This is a genomic window from Prosthecobacter sp. (assembly GCF_044232965.1).
Lineage (GTDB): Bacteria > Verrucomicrobiota > Verrucomicrobiia > Verrucomicrobiales > Verrucomicrobiaceae > Prosthecobacter.
In genome coordinates this window covers 1-18377 of sequence record NZ_JBIIKX010000008.1, presented here as the reverse complement: position 1 = coordinate 18377, position 18377 = coordinate 1, and the positions used below count along the sequence as shown (strand labels likewise).

The following is an 18377-nucleotide window of genomic DNA, read 5'->3' as shown; positions in this document are numbered from 1 at the left end:
CATGCCTAAGCGCCACAAATGATGCCTGTGGCGGCCGCCACTACGCGTCCAACCAGCCAGCAGCTGCCGTGCGCCGCACAATCACCCGCCCCTCGTCCTCGATGGCGAAGAGGTGGAGCCAGCCGTTTTCGACGAGCTGGCGGACGCTTTCGTGATTCGCGATGACGGCGTCGATGTCGGTGCGGGGGGCTTCGATGAGGACGCTGAGGCGCACAGGCTCGTGCATCCAGGTTTCGCCGTTGTGGACGCTTTGCAGCGGCAGGCCGGCCTGGAGGTCGCCGCCATTGCCTTGCTGGATGCCGAAGGTGCCGACGACGTTGTGCGTGACCTTGTTGCCGCTGCCCCAGAGGCGGTTGTTCACCGTGCTGGCGTAGTATTGGAGGTTGATCCAGTTCGCCACGACCATGGGCGCGGTCATGATGAGCTCGAGCGTGCTCTTGGTGGTGTCGGCGCTGTGGCGGTAGTTGTGCAAAAAGACGCGTCCGCCGAGGTTGAGGTGCCGGGTGCGCTCGCGGGGCGCGGCGATGAAGGCGGCGTTGCCGGCGAGGCCCCACTCGGGCCGCACCTGCGCCCAGTCGCGGCTGCGCTGGTGGATGAGCTGGTCGAGCTCGGCCTCCTCGGCGCTGGCGAGGCCGAGACTGGCGGCGCGTTGCTGGCGGCAGCGTTTCGAGCCTTCCTCAAGCCAGAGCTGGAGCTGCAAAAGATCGGTCTCATGCGAGAGCGGCACTTTGTCGGCATCAAAGATCGTGATCGCATCCGTGGTGGTGTCATGCAGCGCGGCGATGAAGCGCGTGTCCTGCGGAATGCGGATGCCGTGACCTTCCAGCGCGCTGCGGACCATCGGTTGATTGAGAATGGCGGCGGCGACGCGGGCATTCGAATCGCCGGCGTGACCTCCGCAGGCACCGCAATCGAGCCCGGCGGCATACGGATTGTTCGTGGTATTGCTACCGTGGCCGCAGAGCATGACGAGGCGGCTGAAATTTGAGGTGAGGCCCATGTTTTTCAGCGCACCGAGAGCGAGCTGCACCTGGTCCTCCGGCGGGATGCCGGCCTCGGCCTGCGTGTCATCGAGCGGATCGGGGATGAGGCGTTTGTGTTCGTGCAGATTCGGCGCGGCGCAGGAGGAGCAGCTGTGTGAGTCGTGTTTGCCGAGTTGAAAGCCGTCCTTCACCAGTTTCCACGCGAAGCCGACACCAGCGGCCTCGACGAAGCTGAAGCAGCTCACCGCCGAGGTTTTGAAGGCATTCCACGAGTGCGCCACACGGCGACCGACCTGCAGCTTCCGCCGCGCGTCTTTTTCCTGCTCGGGCGTGGCCTGCGGCAGATGCTCGCGGATGCGATACTTTGGCGTGAAGAGCACCGGCACCTGCGAGCTGCCATGCCGCTGGCCGAAGGGGATGTATTCGATGGGCATGCCAAAAAAGCCCGCGAAGCCCATCGTCTCGATTTCAGGCGATGCGGCCTCGAGCGAGCGCCGCATGACCTCGGAGCGCACGTCGATGCAAAACACCGCCTGCACCGCGGGGCGCACTTTGGGCTCGCTCGGAGCCTGCGCGGCGCTTTGCGTGATCTTGGTGCAAAGCTCACGCTGGAAGCCGAGTTCGAGCGCGGCATGCCAGAGGAGTTGTTTATCCTGCGACACGGCTTTTTCGAAGGCGAAGCTTTGCAGCCACTCGCCTTTGAGGTCGGCATCCTCAAACTGCCGCGCGAGCTGCGTCTCAAACGCGAGCCGCACCGCGAGCAGGTCGAGCAGCGATTCATCGTGCGTGCCGTGCATCGCTTTGTCACGCACCTGATACTGCACGTAGCTGCTCCAGCCGGGCAGCGTCATCAAAAGACGGTGCAGGTAGTCCTCCACCTTCGCCGCGGGCACGCCGAGCAGGTCGAGCATCATGCTGACCGCGTCCGCGGTGCTCTCCGGCAGGCCGGTGACGACTTTGCGGAAGCCTTTGAAGCCGACGAGCTCCGGCGTGGCGTCCACCAGCGCCGCCTGCCGCCACGCAGCGAAGAGCGACTGCTTCTTCCACGGCATGCGCCAGGCCGATTGACCTTCGTCAAAGTAAGCCGCGCACCATTTCGAGATCTCCTCCGTAATCAGCGTGCTCCAGCGACCGCCAAACCGCGTCGTGGCGATGTCGGCCAGGCTTTGCAGGCCCGCGAGCGGCTGCGGCTCGGGATTTTTCATCCAGGCGAGCAGATCGGCGGTGCTGATCTCCGCGCCGCTTTGCTGGATCGCGGCGGTGAGGTCCTGTGACGTGATCCGGCCACTGGCGAACTGCTTCCGGAAGTATTCCACGCTCATCAGCATGCTCTCGTGCGTGACGCGCTGCATGAGGCCGCACACCTCCGCAAACGGCCGGCCGGTGAGACCCACGAAGGGATTCACGGCCACAAAACTGTGCAGCGGCCACAGCGGCGGCACGCGCAGGCAGGCATTGCGAGCATGCCGCAGCCAGTTCGGCTTGTCCGCGAGGACGACGGGCTTGTTGATGGCGAGAGCTTCGGTCGCGGCGTCGAGGGTGGTGTTCATAGAAAGGGGAGGCGTGAGGTGTTTCAGGCGATGAGTTTCTGCGTGATCCGGTTGAAGAGCGTGCCGAGGTAGAAGCCATTGCTGGCATGCACGTAGAGGCGCTGGAAGGCCGGGCGTGAGGCCCAGGCGGGCAGTTGCGACTGAAACACGAGCACCGCGAGGAAGAGCAGCGCCACGAGGATCATCACCGCGTGCTCCACGCCGCTGCGCAGCGGCGCGTAGGCCGGCACGCTGGCCGCGAGCAGGTGCTCAAAGCCCGCATGCAGCGCGAAGCACGCTGCCGTGGCCACCGCGACGAGGCCGATGCCGCGCAGGATGAGCCTTTGCCGCATGCTGCTGCTCCAGAGCGTCCACAGCAGGTGAGACATCGCCATGATGAAGACCGCGATGAGCAGCACCTGGCCCGGATCATTCGCCAGATCAAAGCTGAACGCCGCCGCGACACCCAAACCGATCGCGATCGACACCGCGAGCGAACCGAGCACCACCAGCGGATGCGCCGCCGGCCGTCCGACCGGCGTCCACGCCGACTTCGCGAGATTCACCACGCTGCCGCTGCTCAGGAAGGCATGCGCTTTGTAGAGCGAGTGCGCCACGATGTGCATCATCGCCAGCGCGAAGGCGCCGAGGCCGCATTGCAGCATCATGAAGCCCATCTGCGCCACCGTGGACCATGCGAGCGACTTCTTGATGCTCGTCTGCGTCATCATGATCACACTCGCAAACAGCGCGGTGAAGGCTCCGAGCAGCGCCAGCGTGTTCAGCGCCGTGGAGGATTGCGTCACCAGCGGGCTCAGCCGCACGATGAGGAAGCCGCCTGCATTGATGATGCCTGCGTGCATCAGCGCGGAGACAGGTGTGGGCGTCTCCAGCGTATCCGGCAGCCAGGAGTGGAAGGGAAATTGTGCCGACTTCAGCATCGCCGCCGCGACGAGCAAACCGGCCACCAGGCCCGAGTGCTGCCCCGCAGGATTCGCGAAGAGCTCATGAAACTCCCACGTGCCATGACCGCGCAACACCAGCACCAGCGCCGTGATCATGCACACGTCCGCCAGCCGGCTGATGATGAATTTTTTCCGCGCTGCGATCACTGCCGCCGGCCGCTCGCGGTAGAAGGTGAGCAATTGATGCAGACTCAGGCTCGTGGCGATCCACGCCGCCGTGAAGAGCAGCAGATTGCTCGAAAGCACCAGCACCAGCACGCTCGTGAGCGTCAGCACCAGCCAGCGCGAGAAGGTCGCCTGCCGCGCATCGCCGTCGAGGTAGTTCACCGCGTAGCGTGTCACCACGATGCCGAGAAAGCTCACCAGCAGGAACATCAGCGAGGACAGCGGATCGACCAGCAGCGCGAGCTTTGCCGGGCCCCAGGCCGCAAACTCCAGCCGCATCGGCCCCGCCAGCGCCACACCGCCCGCGAGGATCAGCGCCGTCACAAAAAACAACCGCGCCACCCACGTCGCGCCTTCCGCAGCCTGACGTCCCTGCCGAATCATCGTTCCCGCGATCACCGCGGCCACAAAAACCAGCGGCGTCATCCATTCGGGGGCTTCGAGCATCTGTGGCGAGGTCTGGGCGAGGGTCGTCATGGGGAGAGTGGAGTTCACGGGCGCAGTTTATGCTCCCCGGCCTCGCTTCTCTCCAATTCATGTTTTGCCAGGAATCGTTCGCTTTGCTAAAAGCATGCCGTCATGGCCTTTTTGAACTACCATCACCTCCGCTACTTCCGCGCCATCGCCCATGAGGGCAGCCTCACGAAGGCCGCGAAGCACCTGAAGCTCTCACAATCGGCCCTCAGCGTGCAGCTTCGCAGTTTGGAGGAAAATCTCGGCCAGCCGCTGTTTGAGCGAAAACACAAGGCCCTCATGCTCACCGAGGCCGGTCAGATCGCGCTCGAGTATGCCGACTCCATCTTCCGCAGCGGCGAGGAACTCACCGACCTGCTGCAAAACCGCGCCAAACGCAGCCGTGGCTTCCTCCGCGTCGGCGCGGCGTCGAATTTGTCGCGCAACTTCCAACTCACCTTCCTGCGACCGCTCATCACCCGCGACGACGTCGAGCTCATCATCCACTCCGGCACCCTGCGCGAGCTTTTGGCCCAACTCCAGGCCCACACCCTCGATGTCGTGCTTTCCAACACGCCCGTGCGCCGCGATGCCGAGACCGGCTGGCACAGTCATCTGCTCGATGAGCAACCCGTGAGCCTCGTCGGCCACAAAACCCGCGGCATGAAGCCGTTTCGCTTCCCCGAAGACCTGCGCAAAACGCCCATCGTCCTCCCCAGCCTCGAAAGCAGCATCCGCGCCGCCTTTGACGTGCTCATAGATCAAACCGGCATCCGTCCCATCATCGCCGCCGAAGTCGATGACATGGCCATGCTCCGCCTGATGGCCCGCGAAACGAATGGCGTCACCCTCGTGCCACCCGTCGTGGTGCGCGATGAACTCGAAAGCGGCACCCTCGTCGAGCGCCACCGCTTCCCCCAGATCAAAGAAAGCTTCTACGCCATCACGCCGAGCCGCCGCTTCCCGAATCCGATTCTCCGCGAGCTGATGACGAAGAAGCGCTAAATGTACGTTGTTCACGCTTTAGCGTGCAGAACGTGATCCCACGCTAAAGCGTGAACAACGTACTCAAAACTTCTCCGGCCGCATCACCTGCACCTCGCTCTCATACGCGACCATCGCGTAGTCTTGGAAAAACTCCCGATGCAGGCGCGAAAGCAGTGCTTCCGCCACCGATGGCTTCACGATGACCTCGATCTGCACATTGCCGCTCTCGACGAGATCGGCGCTGCGCGAGCCTTGGCGACCGCTGCCACGCACATCGAAGGCGGTGTGACCGTGCGCGCCGCATTCGTGCAGCACCTCGACGATGCGCTCCTCCAGCACGGCTTCGCAGATGATGGTGACGAGTTTCATGGGATGCAGGTTCATGGCGGATCAGGCGTGGAGGAGTTTCGCGGCCTCGTAGAACAACGGAATGCCGAGGCTGATATTAAACGGAAACGTGATGGCCAGCGCGGCGGTGAGCGAATAGGTCGGATTCGCCTCCGGCACCGAAAGACGCACCGCCGCCGGAGCCGCGATGTAACTCGCGCTCGCGGCCAGCACGCCGAGCAAGGTCGCCCCGCCGACACTCAGCCCCACCCAGCCGCCGAGCAGCACACCCGCGAAACCATGCACCAAAGGCGCGGTGACACCGAACAGCAGCAAAAACACCCCGACCTTCTTCAAATCACCGAGCCTGCGACCCGCCACCATGCCCATTTCGAGAAGAAACAGCGCCAGCACACCTTGAAACGGCGTCACAAAGAAGCCCTCGACCGATTCCATGCCGCGCTTCCCGCATAGCGAGCCGATCACCATCGCGCCGATGAGCAGCAGCACGCCCTTGCCCAGCATCACACCGACGATGATCGCAGGCGATTCCATCACCGCGAGAAAGGCCGACGCATAGTTCTCGAACGGCTCATGGATGCTTTTGAGGAAGTTCGTCGCCGCGATGAAGGTCACCGCGCTCACGCTGCCGTAGTGCGCCGCGATCGCGCCCGCGTCCGCCACGCTGAATTTGCCCAGTTTCCGCAGCACCGGGTAAGTCCACAACGGAATCAACCCTCCAAGCCCCATCGCCGCCAGCGCCGGCAACCACACCGCTCCGAGCCCCGCCTCATGGATCGCCACACCGCCTTTGAACCCGATGGCGGTGAGCAAATAGATCGTCAGCGTCGTGTAGAGCGACTCGGGGAACTTCAAATCGCTCTTCGACACCGCCGCGAAGACTCCGAGCACAAAAAACAAGACGGCAGGGCTGAGCAAATTCGATTGAATGGCAGTGAGGAGGTCCATGAGCGCGTTTTCATGCCTCCAGAGCAGGATTCTTTCCAATTCATGTTTTGGGCCGAATCGTTCGCTTTGGTCAAATCAAGATTTCGGGCCATACACCGGCACTTTTTCGCCTGCATAGGCTCCGGCTTCCGTGAGCGCGGAGAGGTCTGGAGCCTCGTAAAGCTTTGCGGGGTCTTCGGGGAGTGAAACGGGCACTTGGACCTCGCGGCCGTGTTTTTCGAAATCGGTGCCGGGGAGCTTTTGGAAGGTCCAGGAGCGGATTTTGCCTTCGAAGGGCATGCCGAGCACGGCGTAGGCATTGTGGTCGATGACGCAGTGATCGCCCAAGCTCTGCGCATCGACGGCGCGACCTCTTCCGGGACCATAGCCGCCGTATTTCACGCCTTCGGGTGGTTTGCCGCCGATGAAGAGGTTGTGGGTGATCACGGCATGATCAAACGGCTCGCTGGTGTGAATGCCGAGGCCGTCGCCGGCTTTCACGACGGTGTTGTGCTGGATGACATCGCCCTGGCTGAAGCGGTGCAGTTTGAAGGGCTCGAGGATGATGTTGAACATCACGTTGCGCCGAAAGTAGTTCGGGCCGCCGAGGCCGGGCTGCGAGGAGATGCCGACAAAGCAGTTCGTGAGGCGATTCCGCATCACGCGGCAGTTGTTCAGGGCGAAATCGGCCTCGATGCCGTCATCGAGGCCAGCGCTGACATCGTTGTTGAGGATGTCGTTGCACATCTGCGGTGCTGCGCCGTCGTCTTCCATGTGGCTGATGCAGTCGCGGAAGCCGCTGACGCGATTGTGGCGGATCACATTGCCGCTGCCGGTGAACTGGATGCCCTCGCCCTCGTTGTCACCGCCCGCGCCCATGATCTCCGGCTTCCATTCGCGGATGCCGGTGATGACATTGTCCTCGATGCAGCAATTCACCATGCCGGGTTTGTAAGCCTTGACGCCAAACTGCGCGTTGATGCGGCAACGCCGCACCACGCAATGCTCCGAGCCATTCAAGCGCACCGGGCCGTTCACGGTGACGCCTTCGAGATACACCCACTTCCGATTCGTGAGGCTGATCTCGCTGAAAACAGCCTTCCCGCTCGTGCTGCGATACACAATCGGCCTTCCAGGCTCGCCATCGCGATTGAACGTGGCCGCGCCGTAATCGCCATCGGCCAGCAAAAGCACTTCGCCGGGCTTCACGGCATTCAAATCAGCCTTCGAGCCGTTTTTGAGCACCGCATCGGCTTTTACGATCGGTTCCGGCCGAGTCGAGCAATTCACGATTTTCGTCGCCGAACCGCCATCGGGATCACTGAGCTTCAATTCGATCTCGTAGCTCGTTCCGGCTTCCAAATCGAACACGCTGCCGCTGAGCCGATTCGTCCAAGTGAAGATCGGCGAGGTCTTTTGGCTCTTCCCCGCGGGAACGCGACGCAAGGGCTCGGCATCGCGCCAGGCCGTTTCGCCTTCTTTTCGCACTTTCACCTCACAAGTCGCGTCGAGATCGTCATCGCCCTCAATCTGCCATTCGACAGCGAGATGGTTGATCGTCGGAAACGGCGTGGTGACCTCACCGGGTGTGGTGGTGTCCGATGCGGCGAGCTTCGTGACGAGCAGGAGGAATGGAAGTGCCTTATTCATGAAGATGTGTCGTGCGGGCCATGTTGCCGAACATGTGGTAGATCACGCTGCCGGGCGTGCCGCCGTAGGTGAAGCCGCGGGCGGTGTAGCTGGGGGCGTCGTGATGGAAGTCGTGCCACGTCTGGCCGCCATCGGTGCTGCGGAGGATGCCTTTGCCGCCGTGGAGGGTGCTCATGAGCATGATCTCGGGCTTCACGGGATCGATGTAGAGCGGGCCGCTGTCGAGTGCGGCGAGTTGTGTCCATGTTTTGCCTGCGTCGGTGCTTTTGAGGAGCTTGGCGGGGCGCGAGCCTTTGTAGCTCCAGTAGTTCTCGTGCTGGCCGTCGCTGATGAAGAGGGTGGTTTCGTCTTTGGAATGATGGGCGAGTCCGTCCACGCCATCGGCGGCGTGGGCGAATTCCCACGTCTCGCCGCGATCATGGCTGGCGTAGAGGCCGGTGCGTTTGAGGCATTGCAGATACACATGCTGGCCGCTGGGGCTGGTGACGAGGCTGAGGCCGTTCTTCGTTTTCAGCGTGTGCTTCCACGTCTTGCCACCATCGATGCTTTTGAAAACACCGAGCTGGTAGTTGCAAAGGTGCATCACATCGGCGTTCGAGGGATCGAAGCACAAATCGCCCATCTCGCTGTCGTCGAGCCACTTGCCCCATTCGCCGCCAAACTGCTCTTTGATGTCCAAAACGAGCTTCCACGTCGCGCCACCGTCATCCGTGCGATGCAGACGCGGATGCCGTGTGCCTCCGTGGCCGTGGATGATGGCAAACCAGGTTTTTGGCAGCTCCGGATGCGCTTTGACGACGCTGCCGTCGTGGTTTTGCCAGTCGTCGTTCCACCAGTCGGTTTGAATGCGCATCGGTTTCCATGATGCGCCACCATCTTCGGTTTTGAAGACGCCTTGATCGAGCGCTGCGACTATCGCCTGCTGCGGATCATGCGGGCTGATGGCGGGGCCTTGGAAGTAGCAGAGGATCTGCAAGCCCACGGTGCTGCCCGTCCAGCTCACGCCGAAGTCCGTGCTGCTGCACATGAGGGAGCTGTCGCACTTCAACCATATCGAACCATCGGCGGTGACGGCGAGCGCGCTGCATTTGCCCTCCGGCGAGGCGTAGCGATTCATGCCTGGATAGCTGCCGCGGTTCCAGTTCGTCTCGATGCGATGGCGCGTCCATGTCTCGCCGTTGTCGCTACTCACCACAAGCTGCCCGAGCGACCAAAGCATCACCTTGCCGCCTTTCGCGACCGCCAGGCCGCCTGCGAATCGCAAGCCCGGCTCCCATTTGTGCGGCACCTCTTTGATCATCGTGAAGCTCGCTCCCGCATCGACACTGCGATGCAGTTTGCCGTTCGAGTCGAACGCAAACACGCCCGCGCCTTCCGGTGTGGCCTGCGCATTCAAAATGATGCTCTCGGTGAGCTGAAGCTGCCACGTCTTGCCGCCATCACGCGACACCGCGAGGCCTGGCGAGGGTCGGCACGAGACGCAGAGCGTGTCATCGGCGAGGAAGAGCGGAAACGCGGGCGTGTCGGCGGAGTTCTTTGCCACCGGCGGCTTCGACAACTCTGTCCAAGTGGCACCGTGATCGCGTGAGAGGCGCAGGATGCTGTCGTGATCGAGCGCGACGACCTCGCCCTTTTTCGAAACGGCCATCGCATGGCCGAGATGCGGCGTTTTGTCGTCGCCCACCTTCGGTGCGGTGCCAAACACGGCCTGCCATGACACGCCGCCATCGTGCGAGGCCCAGATCATGCCGCAGACGCCCCAATACAGGTGCTTCGAGTCCACCGGATCGATGGCGAACTGCCGGTTGTGCGACGTGATTTGTTTTCTCGCGACGACACCACGCTCCACGTCGGCGGACATCTTCCGCCAAGTGACTCCCGCATCCTCCGAGCGAAACAAGCCGCTGAGATCTGTCATGGCCCAGACTTCCTTCGGGTTCGTGGGATGAGCGACGACATCTTCAATCCAGCCGCCGCCGCCGGGGCCAAAAGGGTGCCAGGTTTCCACCGCCAAGGCTGAAGTGGTGATCAAGAGAAGAGAAAGCAGACGCATAAGCCTGATCAAACGCCTGAGAAACCGTCGTCACTCTCAGCAATCGGCTGACGAAGCCTTCTTGGCGAGCGGGCAGGCCCAGAGCAGGGGGCTTTGCGGAGTTATGGAAGTTAAACTCAAGTCGGCGCCCCTGAATTCATCGCCTTCACTAGGATCTCACGAAACGCTCGTTGATGTGGCAGCTCGACTTTGGCTTTGCGATGGAGCACCACGACCTCCTCACGGCCAAAGAGTTTCGAAAGATCGCGGAAGGCGACGCCGCGATAGCTGCTGTGGCCTTGGGCGGCTTCTTTGAGGATCATGGGGCTCACGGAGGTGACGCTGATGCCGAAGCCCATGCGCACATAGCCGACGACGATATCGAAGGTGCTCGCGGTGAGGGCGACGTTGGCCTTTTGCCAGAGTGCAGCGGCTTCAAAGACATCTTGAACGTGGCGGCGTGAGTTGGCGCCTGTGCCCGGCAGAACGAGCGGCTGTTTGATGAGGTCAGCGAGCTTTAGGGTCTTTGCTTTGAGGAGGGGATGGCCTTCCGGGCAGACGAGCACGAAGGGATAGGCAGTGACGGGCGCGGCTGCGATGCGTGGATGTTGTGGCGCGTTGATCTGGCCGACGACGGCGACATCCGCTTCGCCGTCTTCGAGATGTTTGCGCGCCATCGTCGACGGGCGGTCAATGAAGGAGAGTTGCACATCAGGATGGCGTTTGCGGTAGAGTTCGAGCGGCTTTTGTAGTTCGTGCAGTAGGAGGCTGGCCGTGGTGGCCACGGTGATGCGGCGGGCGAGTTTTTGGTTCTGATCGGCAAAGAGTTCGCGAATTCGGTCGAAGCTCTCGACGAGTGGCTGCGACAATTGCACGAGCAACTCGCCCTGCGGAGTGAGCACAGCGGTTTTGCCGGACTGCTGCACCATCGCAGCACCAAACTCATCCTCCAGCGCCTTGATCTGCTGCCACACGGAGGGCACGGACATCTGCAACGTCTCAGCCACGGCGGTAAAGCTGCCTTTGCGGGCCAGTTCGACGAGGGCGCGGAGCTGGCGGAAGCGAAGTTCTTTAAAGTAGCGGCGTGGAGAGGACATGATGGCTTTAGGCTGGGACTAAAGCACGTTAGGAAGTTTTGGCGCATGGTCACGAAAATCATGGGCCACCGCAGCGTATTGTTCGATCATGAATCCCCGTCTCTGCTCCAGCACCCGTCCCATCTCCACGCGTCGTGATTTTCTCACGCGCAGTGCTTTCGGCCTCGGCGGTCTTGGTTTGGCCTCGATGCTGCAGGAACTCGGCATGGCGGCGGAGGCCGCACCCTTGTCCCCGCTGGCACCCAAGAAGCCGCATTTTCCCGCCAGAGCGAAGCGCGTGATCCACATCTTCTGCGAGGGCGGGCCTTCGCAGGTGGACACCTTTGATCCCAAGCCCGCACTGGAGAAGTATCACGGCAAAATGGCCGATGAGGTGATGAAGGACTATCAAAAAGCCGCTGGGGAAGTCGCCAGCGGCATGGGACGGCTCAGCGGAAAGCTCCAACGCTCCCCCTTCAAGTTCACGAAGCACGGCCAGAGCGGCATGGAGATCAGCGAGCTGTTCCCGAAGCTCGCGCAGCATGCGGACGAGCTGTGCGTCATCCGCTCCATGCATACGAAGACGAGTGTGCATGAGCCAGCGCAGCTCGTGATGAACACCGGCGAGTTTGCCAGCGTGCGGCCCAGCGTGGGATCGTGGACCGTGTATGGCCTTGGCACGGAAAATCAAAACCTGCCGGGGTTCGTGTCGCTGTCGCCGAATGGCACGACGAGCAGCGGGGACAAGCAGTGGAGCAATGCCTTCCTGCCCGCGTGGTGCGGCGGCACGGGCATTCCGACCAAAGACCCCTCGGTGACTAAGATGATCGAGCACATCCGCAGCGGCACCACCTCCCTGCGTGAACAGCGCCGCCAGCTCGACCTCATGCGTCAGATGCACGAGGACTTCGCGCAGAAGCATCCGGGCGATGCCCTGCTCGAAGGTCGCGTGAGCGCCTTTGAAACGGCCTTCCGCATGCAGGTCGAGGCCACCGATGCCTTCGACCTCACCCGTGAGCCGAAATCGGTTCGCGATCTCTACGGCGACACCGAGATGGGCCGCCAGCTCATGCTCGCGCGTCGCCTCGTCGAGCGCGGCGTGCGCTTCGTGCAGGTTTATCACAACAACTGGGACACGCATGATTTGAATGACGAACGTCATCGCGAACTCTGCTCTGCCGCTGATCAGCCCCTGCACGCCCTGCTCACCGATCTCAAGCAGCGTGACATGCTCAAGGAAACGCTCATCATCTGGGGCGGCGAATTCGGCCGCACACCGACGAGTGACAACAACGACGTCGCAAAGAAGAAAGGCATCGGCCGCGATCATAACGCCGGTGGCTTCAGCATGTGGATGGCCGGTGGCGGCTCAAAGCCCGGCACCGTGTATGGCACGACGGATGATTTCGGTGCCCTAGCCGTGCATGACAAAGTCGAGGTGCATGACCTGCACGCGACGATTCTGCACCTGCTCGGCTTTGATCACGAGAGGCTGACGTATCGGTATGCCGGTCGCGATTTCCGCCTCACCGATGTGTATGGGCATGTCGTGAAGGGTGTTTTGGCATGAAACGATCCATGTTCCCTCACCGTCATCCATTCGCGAACGGCGGACCTCTCTTGGTTACCAGCGTCCTCGCCTTACTCTCTCTCGGCTCGTTGAGTTGGACCACCGTGCATGCGGCGCCGACTCCCAACACCCATCAATTCCTTGAAACGAACTGCTACGACTGCCACGACTCCGACACGCAGAAGGGCAAGTTCCGCATGGACAACCTCGAATCGCTCGACCCTTCCGAAGCAGCTAAGAAATGGGGCCGCATTCTCTCCAGGCTGGAGGCTGGGGAGATGCCGCCGCCTAAAAAGCCGCGCCCGCCACAGGCAGAAACCGCTTATGTGCTCAAGGAGATCAAAGTCACGCTCGCAGCGGAAGCCAAGGCCCGCCGGGCCGAGGGGCGTACGCACATCCGCCGCCTGAACCGGCTGGAGTATGAGAACACCGTCCGCGATTTGCTCGGCATCACCACGCCGCTGCAGGACTTGCTGCCGGAGGATGACACCGCCGATGGCTTCGACACGGCGTCCGCGGCGTTGAGCATCTCGCCGGTCCACATTCAGCGTTACATGGAGGCTGCGGAGACGGCGCTGCAAGCCGCCCTCGTGCGCGGTGCCCGGCCCGAGGTGGTGACGCGGAAGTTTACGTTCTCGGATGAGAAGGAGCAGAAGGGCGGAGCGCTCAGCCACCCGAACAACAAGCCGATGATTCATGTGCGCGATGGCAGCCTGCATTTTTTCTCCGAGCCGCACATCGAGGTGCCGATCCAGTCATTTCAATTTGCCGAGATGACTAAGGCCTCGCCGGGCCGCTATCGCTTGCGCGTGTCGGCTTTCACGCATGACGCGCAGGGCCGCAGTCTGGCGTTTGCCATGAAGACGACGCGGAGCAAAAAGCTTCTCGGCTACTTCGATGCACCGGCGGACCAGCCGGGTGTCGTCGAGGCCGAGCATTGGTTCGGTCCGGGCGACACGGTCATCATCGCGCCGTATCTGCTGAACAAGGCGCGGCGCGAGCGGAAGCTGGGCCAATATGCGGCCAAGGATGGCACGCCACCGCAGGGACTCGCGCTCGGCATCGAGTGGATCGAAGTGGAGGGCCCGCTCCAGGACACGTGGCCGCCGGTGGGGCATCAGCGACTGTTTGGCGACGTGGAACTGAAGCCCTTCAAGTCACTGCCGAAGGACACCGTCCTGCCGTTGCAGCCGTTGCGCTACTCCGAAAAGCTCACGCCTGTGTCGGGCAATCCCGAGGCCGATGCTCGGCGACTGCTCACCGGATTTCTGGCGCGTGCATTTCGTCGTCCCGTGACGGCGGAGGAAGTGGCACCCTACCTCGCCATCGCGGCGCGTCATTGGGAGCAAAAGGAATGCTTCGAGTCGGCGATGCTGGAGGCGTATCAGACCGCGCTGTGCTCGCCGGATTTTCTGTTCCTCGTCGAGGAGCCCGGCCCGCTCTCGAATCACGCGCTGGCCTCGCGGCTGGCGTATTTCCTCACCCGTTCCGCGCCCGACGATGCGTTGCGCGCGGTGGCTGACCGTGGCGAATTGCGCAAGCCCGAGGTGCTGCGCCGCGAGACGGAACGCCTGCTGACCTCGCCGCGCTCGCAGGCGTTTGTGAACGACTTCCTCGACCACTGGCTGCACCTGCGCGACCTCGATGCCACGATGCCCGACAAGGAACTTTTCCCCGAGTATTACGAGATCGTTTACAGCTCCAAAGTGGACGGACTGCTGCGCGAATCCATCGCCTCCGAGACGCGCCTTTTTTTCACCGACCTGCTCAAGACGGATGGCAGCCTGCTGCAGCTCATCGATTCCGATTTCACCTATCTCAACAGCCGCCTCGCGGAATTCTACGGACTGCCAGCGGTGGACGGCGTTCAGATGCGGCGCACGGCCCTGCCGGCGGACAGCGTGCGCGGCGGTGTGCTCACGCAGGCGAGTGTGCTGAAAGTGACCGCGAACGGCTCGCGCACCTCGCCGGTGCTGCGCGGCGCGTGGGTGCTGGACAACATCATCGGCCGTCCGCCACCGCCGCCGCCGCCGAACGTCGGTGCCATCGAGCCCGACACGCGCGGCTCGACGACCATCCGCGAGCAACTCGCGAAGCATCAGAACAGCGAGACCTGCGCCTCGTGCCACCGCCAGATCGATCCGCCGGGGTTTGCGCTCGAAGCCTTCGACCCCGTGGGCCAATGGCGCGAGGCCTACCGCACCACCGAGACGGGCACGGAGGTGAAGGTGCTGAACGTGGAGGGCGGCAAGGTGAAATACCGCATCGGTGCCGCCGTGGATGCCAGCGGCAGTCTCCTCGATGACAGCCGCTTTGTGGGCCCGAAGGAGTTCAAGAAACTCACGCTCCGGCAATCGGATGCGGTGGCACGCTGCATCGCCGCGAAGCTCGTCACTTTCTCCACCGGCCATCACACCGAGCCCGGCGACATCCTGGCGCTCGACGCCATCGTGGCCTCCGCAAAGAAAAACCACTACGGTCTCCGGACGCTGCTGCACGGCGTGATTCAGAGCGAACTATTCACCCGCAAGTAAACCGCCGACCCATCCTCATGAACGCACCACTCAACCGCCGCACCTTCCTGCGCACCACCGGCATCTCGCTCGCGCTGCCTTTCCTCGAATCCATGACGAAGGCCATCGCGACCGCCGCCGCACCCGCCGTCGCGAACCCGCGCCGACTCGTCGCCATCGGCACGCCGTTTGGATTCGATCCGCAAGTCTTCGTGCCGACCTCCGCGGGCCGCGACTACGCGCTCACGCCGCATCTGGAGCACCTCAAGGCGGTGCGCGACGACTTCACCATCATCTCCGGCCTCAGTCATCCGAACACCGGCGGCGGCGGGCACAAGGCCGAGGCCGTGATGCTCACCGGCGCGCCGTATCCCGACTACTCCTACAACCTCAAGAACACCATCTCGCTCGACCAGGAGTTCGCCACGCACTTCCGCGGCCAGACACGCTACGACAGCCTCGTCCTCACCACTTACAACGGTAGCCTTTCCTACACCGGCAATGGCGTGAACATCCCCGCCGTGGACCGGCCCTCGCAAGTGTTCGCCAAACTTTTCCTCGCCAGCACACCCGCGCAGCAGACCGAGGAACTCCGCAAAATCGGCACCGGCCGCAGCATGCTCGACTTCGTGGGCGACCAGGCGAAGCGGCTGGGCAACCGCGTCACCGCCGCAGACCGTGCGCGGCTGGATGAATACTTCGAGTCCGTGCGCGACGTGGAGCGGCAGCTCCAGATGTCCGGCGAATGGGTGAACCGTCCGAAGCCGAAAGCGCCCGGCACCGCGCCGGCGGACATCGCCGGTCCCGGCCAGCAACAGAAGAAGCTCCAGCTCATGTTCGACATGATTTACCTCGCGCTCGTCACCGACTCCACTCGCGCCATCACCATTAAGACCTTCGGCGACCACCACGACCTCTCGCATCACGGCAAAGAGCCGAAGAAGCTCGAAGCCTGCCGCCAGGTGGAGGTCGAGCTTTTGCAAGCCTACGGCGGACTGCTCACCAAGCTGAAAGCCGCGCAGGAAGGCTCCGGCGGCCACATGCTCGACCGCACGATGGTCCTCATCACGAGCAATCTGAAAGACGGCAATTCGCACTCGACCGCCAACCTCCCAGTGCTTCTCGCCGGTGGCGGCTTCAAACACGGCCAGCACCTCACCTTTAACAAGCCCTACATCGAAAGCATAGCCGCCGCCGTGATAGAGCCCGCCGCCAAAACACCCGCCCCCGTCGTCGGCGCTGGCTCCACACCCTTGTGCAATCTCTACCTCTCGATGCTCCAGCGCGCCGGGATCGCATCCGACCGTTTCAGTTCCAGCAGCGGCACGCTGACGGGGCTCGAGTTCGCCTGAGTAATCTATCCATCGTATGCTCCGACTCGCCACATTCATCGCACTCATCGCCACTGTCTCCGCTCATGCCGATGATGCGGCCTTGTTTGAAAACAAGATTCGCCCCATCCTCGTCGAGCACTGCTACGAGTGCCATTCCGCGGACAAGAAGCAGAAAGGCAACCTCCTCCTCGACACCGCCGAAGCCACCCTTAGGGGTGGTGACACTGGCCCTGCTATCGTCCCTGGAGATCCCACGAAATCCCTCCTCCTCAAAGCCGTCAAATGGGAGGACGAAGACTTCCAGATGCCGCCGAAGAAGAAGCTCAGTGACGCGCAAATCGCCGATCTGGAGGCCTGGGTCAAAGCGGGCGCACCTGATCCACGCTCCGGCCCACGCACGCTCACGAAAATCGAGCAGCACCTCGAAGACGCCAAAAAACACTGGTCGCTGCAACCCATCATCGACCCCAAACCCGCGTCGCTCGACGCCCTCATCGGCACCACAGGCAAAGCACCTGCCGACAAGCGCACCCTCATCCGCCGCGCTTATTTCGATCTGATCGGCGTGCCACCGACCTACGCGGAAGTGAACGCTTTCGCCGCTGACAACGACCCGAAGGCCTTCGAGAAGCTCATCGACAAACTCCTCGCCGACAAACGCTACGGCGAGCGCTGGGGACGCCACTGGCTCGATGTCGTGCGCTACGCTGACAACATGGGCAGCATCTACAACGGCGATGACACCTATCCGAACGCCTTCACGTATCGCGACTACGTCATCGACGCCTTCAACACGGACAAGCCCTACGACCGCTTCCTGCTCGAACAAATCGCCGCCGACCAGCTCGACACCGCCAAAGACACGCGCACGCTCGCGGGCATGGGATTCCTCGGTATCGGACGCCGCAAAGACCGCCGCCTTGATGACGACATGCTCGATGATACCATCGACGTCATCGGTCGCGGATTGATGGGCCTCACGATCAGTTGCGCCCGCTGCCACGATCACAAACTCGAGCCCATCACCACCAAGGACTATTACGGCCTCTACTCCATCCTCAAGAGCAGCAAAGAGCCCGAGATTCAGCCCGCTTTGCCGCAGCCAGACAGCCCGCAGGTGCGTGAATACGCCGAGAAGAACAAGGCCGCCCGCACCGAATACATCCGCGTCGTCGCCTTCGAGGCCGAGCGCTCATTCAGTGCGCTCCGCTCCCGTGTCGGCGATTACCTCCACGTCGCGCACGATTCGAAGCTCACCAACAGCTACAAAGACAAAAACGTCTCACCAGGCATCCTCGATCCCCGCAAACTCAACAACGGCATTCACAATCGCGTCGTCGCCAACTGGGACAAATGGGTCAAAGGCCATCCCGAGTTCTTCACCCCATGGCTCGAACTCTCCGCTCTGCCAGAAGCCGATTTTGCAGCCAAAGCACCCGCGCTTTGCGAAGCCTACGCCAAAAACGCCGACAAAAAACTCATCCCCTCCGTCGCCCGCAGTTTCGGCAAAACCAAGCCCAAATCCCTGCGCGACATCGCCGACATCTACAATCATCTCTATGCCAGCGAGGTGGACGCGCTGTGGGCCGAGAACTGGCGCGAGCACCTGCGCAAGCTCTGCGTCCCCACCGCTGACGAACTCAACCTGCCCATCTCCGAGCTTGAGAAAGTCAGCATCGATCGCGTCCACACCGCGCAAAAGAATCCACTGCCCGACGCCGAAGGCCAGCAACTCCGCGCCATCTTCATCGAAGACAGCTCGCCCTTCGTCCTCACGGGCAAAGACTTTCTCTCCAACAAACTCTACGCCAACCGCGATGTCGCCGAAGGCCTGCGCCGCAATGC

Annotated in this window: 12 protein-coding genes; 5 read left to right on the top strand and 7 right to left on the bottom strand. The window is 62.4% G+C overall.

All coding sequences use genetic code 11. From position 1 onward, the window contains the following. Positions 1 to 40 precede the first annotated feature (40 nt). Both ACILSI_RS05280 and ACILSI_RS05275 read right to left on the bottom strand, forming a co-directional pair. Positions 41 to 2533, bottom strand: coding sequence for a YbcC family protein (locus ACILSI_RS05280; protein WP_395720807.1), 2493 nt, complete (start codon positions 2531 to 2533; stop codon positions 41 to 43). A gap of 23 nt (positions 2534 to 2556) precedes the next feature. After that, complete coding sequence (locus ACILSI_RS05275; RefSeq protein WP_395720806.1) at positions 2557 to 4137, bottom strand: proton-conducting transporter membrane subunit; 1581 nt, start codon at positions 4135 to 4137, stop codon at positions 2557 to 2559. Positions 4138 to 4221: 84 nt separating this feature from the next. Here ACILSI_RS05275 and ACILSI_RS05270 point away from each other — a divergent pair, with 84 nt between their 5' ends. After that, positions 4222 to 5100, top strand: coding sequence for a LysR family transcriptional regulator (locus ACILSI_RS05270; protein WP_395720805.1), 879 nt, complete (start codon positions 4222 to 4224; stop codon positions 5098 to 5100). 63 nt (positions 5101 to 5163) lie between these two features. Here the strand turns inward: ACILSI_RS05270 and ACILSI_RS05265 are convergent, their stop codons facing one another. From ACILSI_RS05265 to ACILSI_RS05245, 5 genes are all read right to left on the bottom strand, one after another. Beyond that, entirely contained in the window at positions 5164 to 5466 is a 303-nt protein-coding gene (locus ACILSI_RS05265; protein ID WP_395720804.1) for a P-II family nitrogen regulator, read from the bottom strand. A gap of 6 nt (positions 5467 to 5472) precedes the next feature. Next, on the bottom strand, positions 5473 to 6378 hold the full coding sequence (locus tag ACILSI_RS05260) for a sodium-dependent bicarbonate transport family permease (RefSeq protein WP_395720803.1): 906 nt from the start codon (positions 6376 to 6378) through the stop codon (positions 5473 to 5475). 75 nt (positions 6379 to 6453) lie between these two features. After that, positions 6454 to 8007: a right-handed parallel beta-helix repeat-containing protein gene (locus ACILSI_RS05255; protein WP_395720802.1), complete on the bottom strand. Its 1554-nt coding sequence runs from the start codon at positions 8005 to 8007 to the stop codon at positions 6454 to 6456. Continuing rightward, positions 8000 to 10060, bottom strand: coding sequence for a WD40/YVTN/BNR-like repeat-containing protein (locus tag ACILSI_RS05250; protein ID WP_395720801.1), 2061 nt, complete (start codon positions 10058 to 10060; stop codon positions 8000 to 8002). The genes ACILSI_RS05255 and ACILSI_RS05250 overlap by 8 nt, the downstream gene beginning before the upstream one ends. A 116-nt stretch (positions 10061 to 10176) precedes the next feature. Then, the gene (locus ACILSI_RS05245; protein WP_395720800.1) at positions 10177 to 11136 is read right to left on the bottom strand and encodes a LysR family transcriptional regulator; all 960 of its coding nucleotides are present in this window, start codon (positions 11134 to 11136) and stop codon (positions 10177 to 10179) included. An 88-nt stretch (positions 11137 to 11224) separates the two neighbouring features. On the opposite strand from ACILSI_RS05245, the gene ACILSI_RS05240 reads away from it, so the two are divergent. The 4 genes from ACILSI_RS05240 to ACILSI_RS05225 form a co-directional block, all read left to right on the top strand. Further along, a complete protein-coding gene (locus ACILSI_RS05240) occupies positions 11225 to 12685 on the top strand; it encodes a DUF1501 domain-containing protein (RefSeq protein WP_395720799.1) in 1461 nt (486 codons plus the stop codon). Positions 12686 to 12693: 8 nt separating this feature from the next. Beyond that, on the top strand, positions 12694 to 15219 hold the full coding sequence (locus tag ACILSI_RS05235) for a DUF1592 domain-containing protein (protein WP_395720798.1): 2526 nt from the start codon (positions 12694 to 12696) through the stop codon (positions 15217 to 15219). 17 nt (positions 15220 to 15236) lie between these two features. Beyond that, positions 15237 to 16550: a DUF1552 domain-containing protein gene (locus tag ACILSI_RS05230; protein WP_395720797.1), complete on the top strand. Its 1314-nt coding sequence runs from the start codon at positions 15237 to 15239 to the stop codon at positions 16548 to 16550. Positions 16551 to 16566: 16 nt separating this feature from the next. Further along, positions 16567 to 18377 (top strand): DUF1549 domain-containing protein (locus ACILSI_RS05225; RefSeq protein ID WP_395720796.1); only part of this gene is annotated, 1811 nt, incomplete at its 3' end.

What these genes read in the sequence shown, in the direction of transcription:
- ACILSI_RS05280 (WP_395720807.1), bottom strand. Translation starts at nt 2,533, where the DNA reads ATGAACACCACCCTCGACGCCGCGACCGAAGCTCTCGCCATCAACAAG.
- ACILSI_RS05235 (WP_395720798.1), top strand. Translation starts at nt 12,694, where the DNA reads ATGTTCCCTCACCGTCATCCATTCGCGAACGGCGGACCTCTCTTGGTT.
- ACILSI_RS05270 (WP_395720805.1), top strand. Translation starts at nt 4,222, where the DNA reads ATGGCCTTTTTGAACTACCATCACCTCCGCTACTTCCGCGCCATCGCC.
- ACILSI_RS05250 (WP_395720801.1), bottom strand. Translation starts at nt 10,060, where the DNA reads ATGCGTCTGCTTTCTCTTCTCTTGATCACCACTTCAGCCTTGGCGGTG.
- ACILSI_RS05240 (WP_395720799.1), top strand. Translation starts at nt 11,225, where the DNA reads ATGAATCCCCGTCTCTGCTCCAGCACCCGTCCCATCTCCACGCGTCGT.
- ACILSI_RS05260 (WP_395720803.1), bottom strand. Translation starts at nt 6,378, where the DNA reads ATGGACCTCCTCACTGCCATTCAATCGAATTTGCTCAGCCCTGCCGTC.
- ACILSI_RS05255 (WP_395720802.1), bottom strand. Translation starts at nt 8,007, where the DNA reads ATGAATAAGGCACTTCCATTCCTCCTGCTCGTCACGAAGCTCGCCGCA.
- ACILSI_RS05245 (WP_395720800.1), bottom strand. Translation starts at nt 11,136, where the DNA reads ATGTCCTCTCCACGCCGCTACTTTAAAGAACTTCGCTTCCGCCAGCTC.
- ACILSI_RS05265 (WP_395720804.1), bottom strand. Translation starts at nt 5,466, where the DNA reads ATGAACCTGCATCCCATGAAACTCGTCACCATCATCTGCGAAGCCGTG.
- ACILSI_RS05230 (WP_395720797.1), top strand. Translation starts at nt 15,237, where the DNA reads ATGAACGCACCACTCAACCGCCGCACCTTCCTGCGCACCACCGGCATC.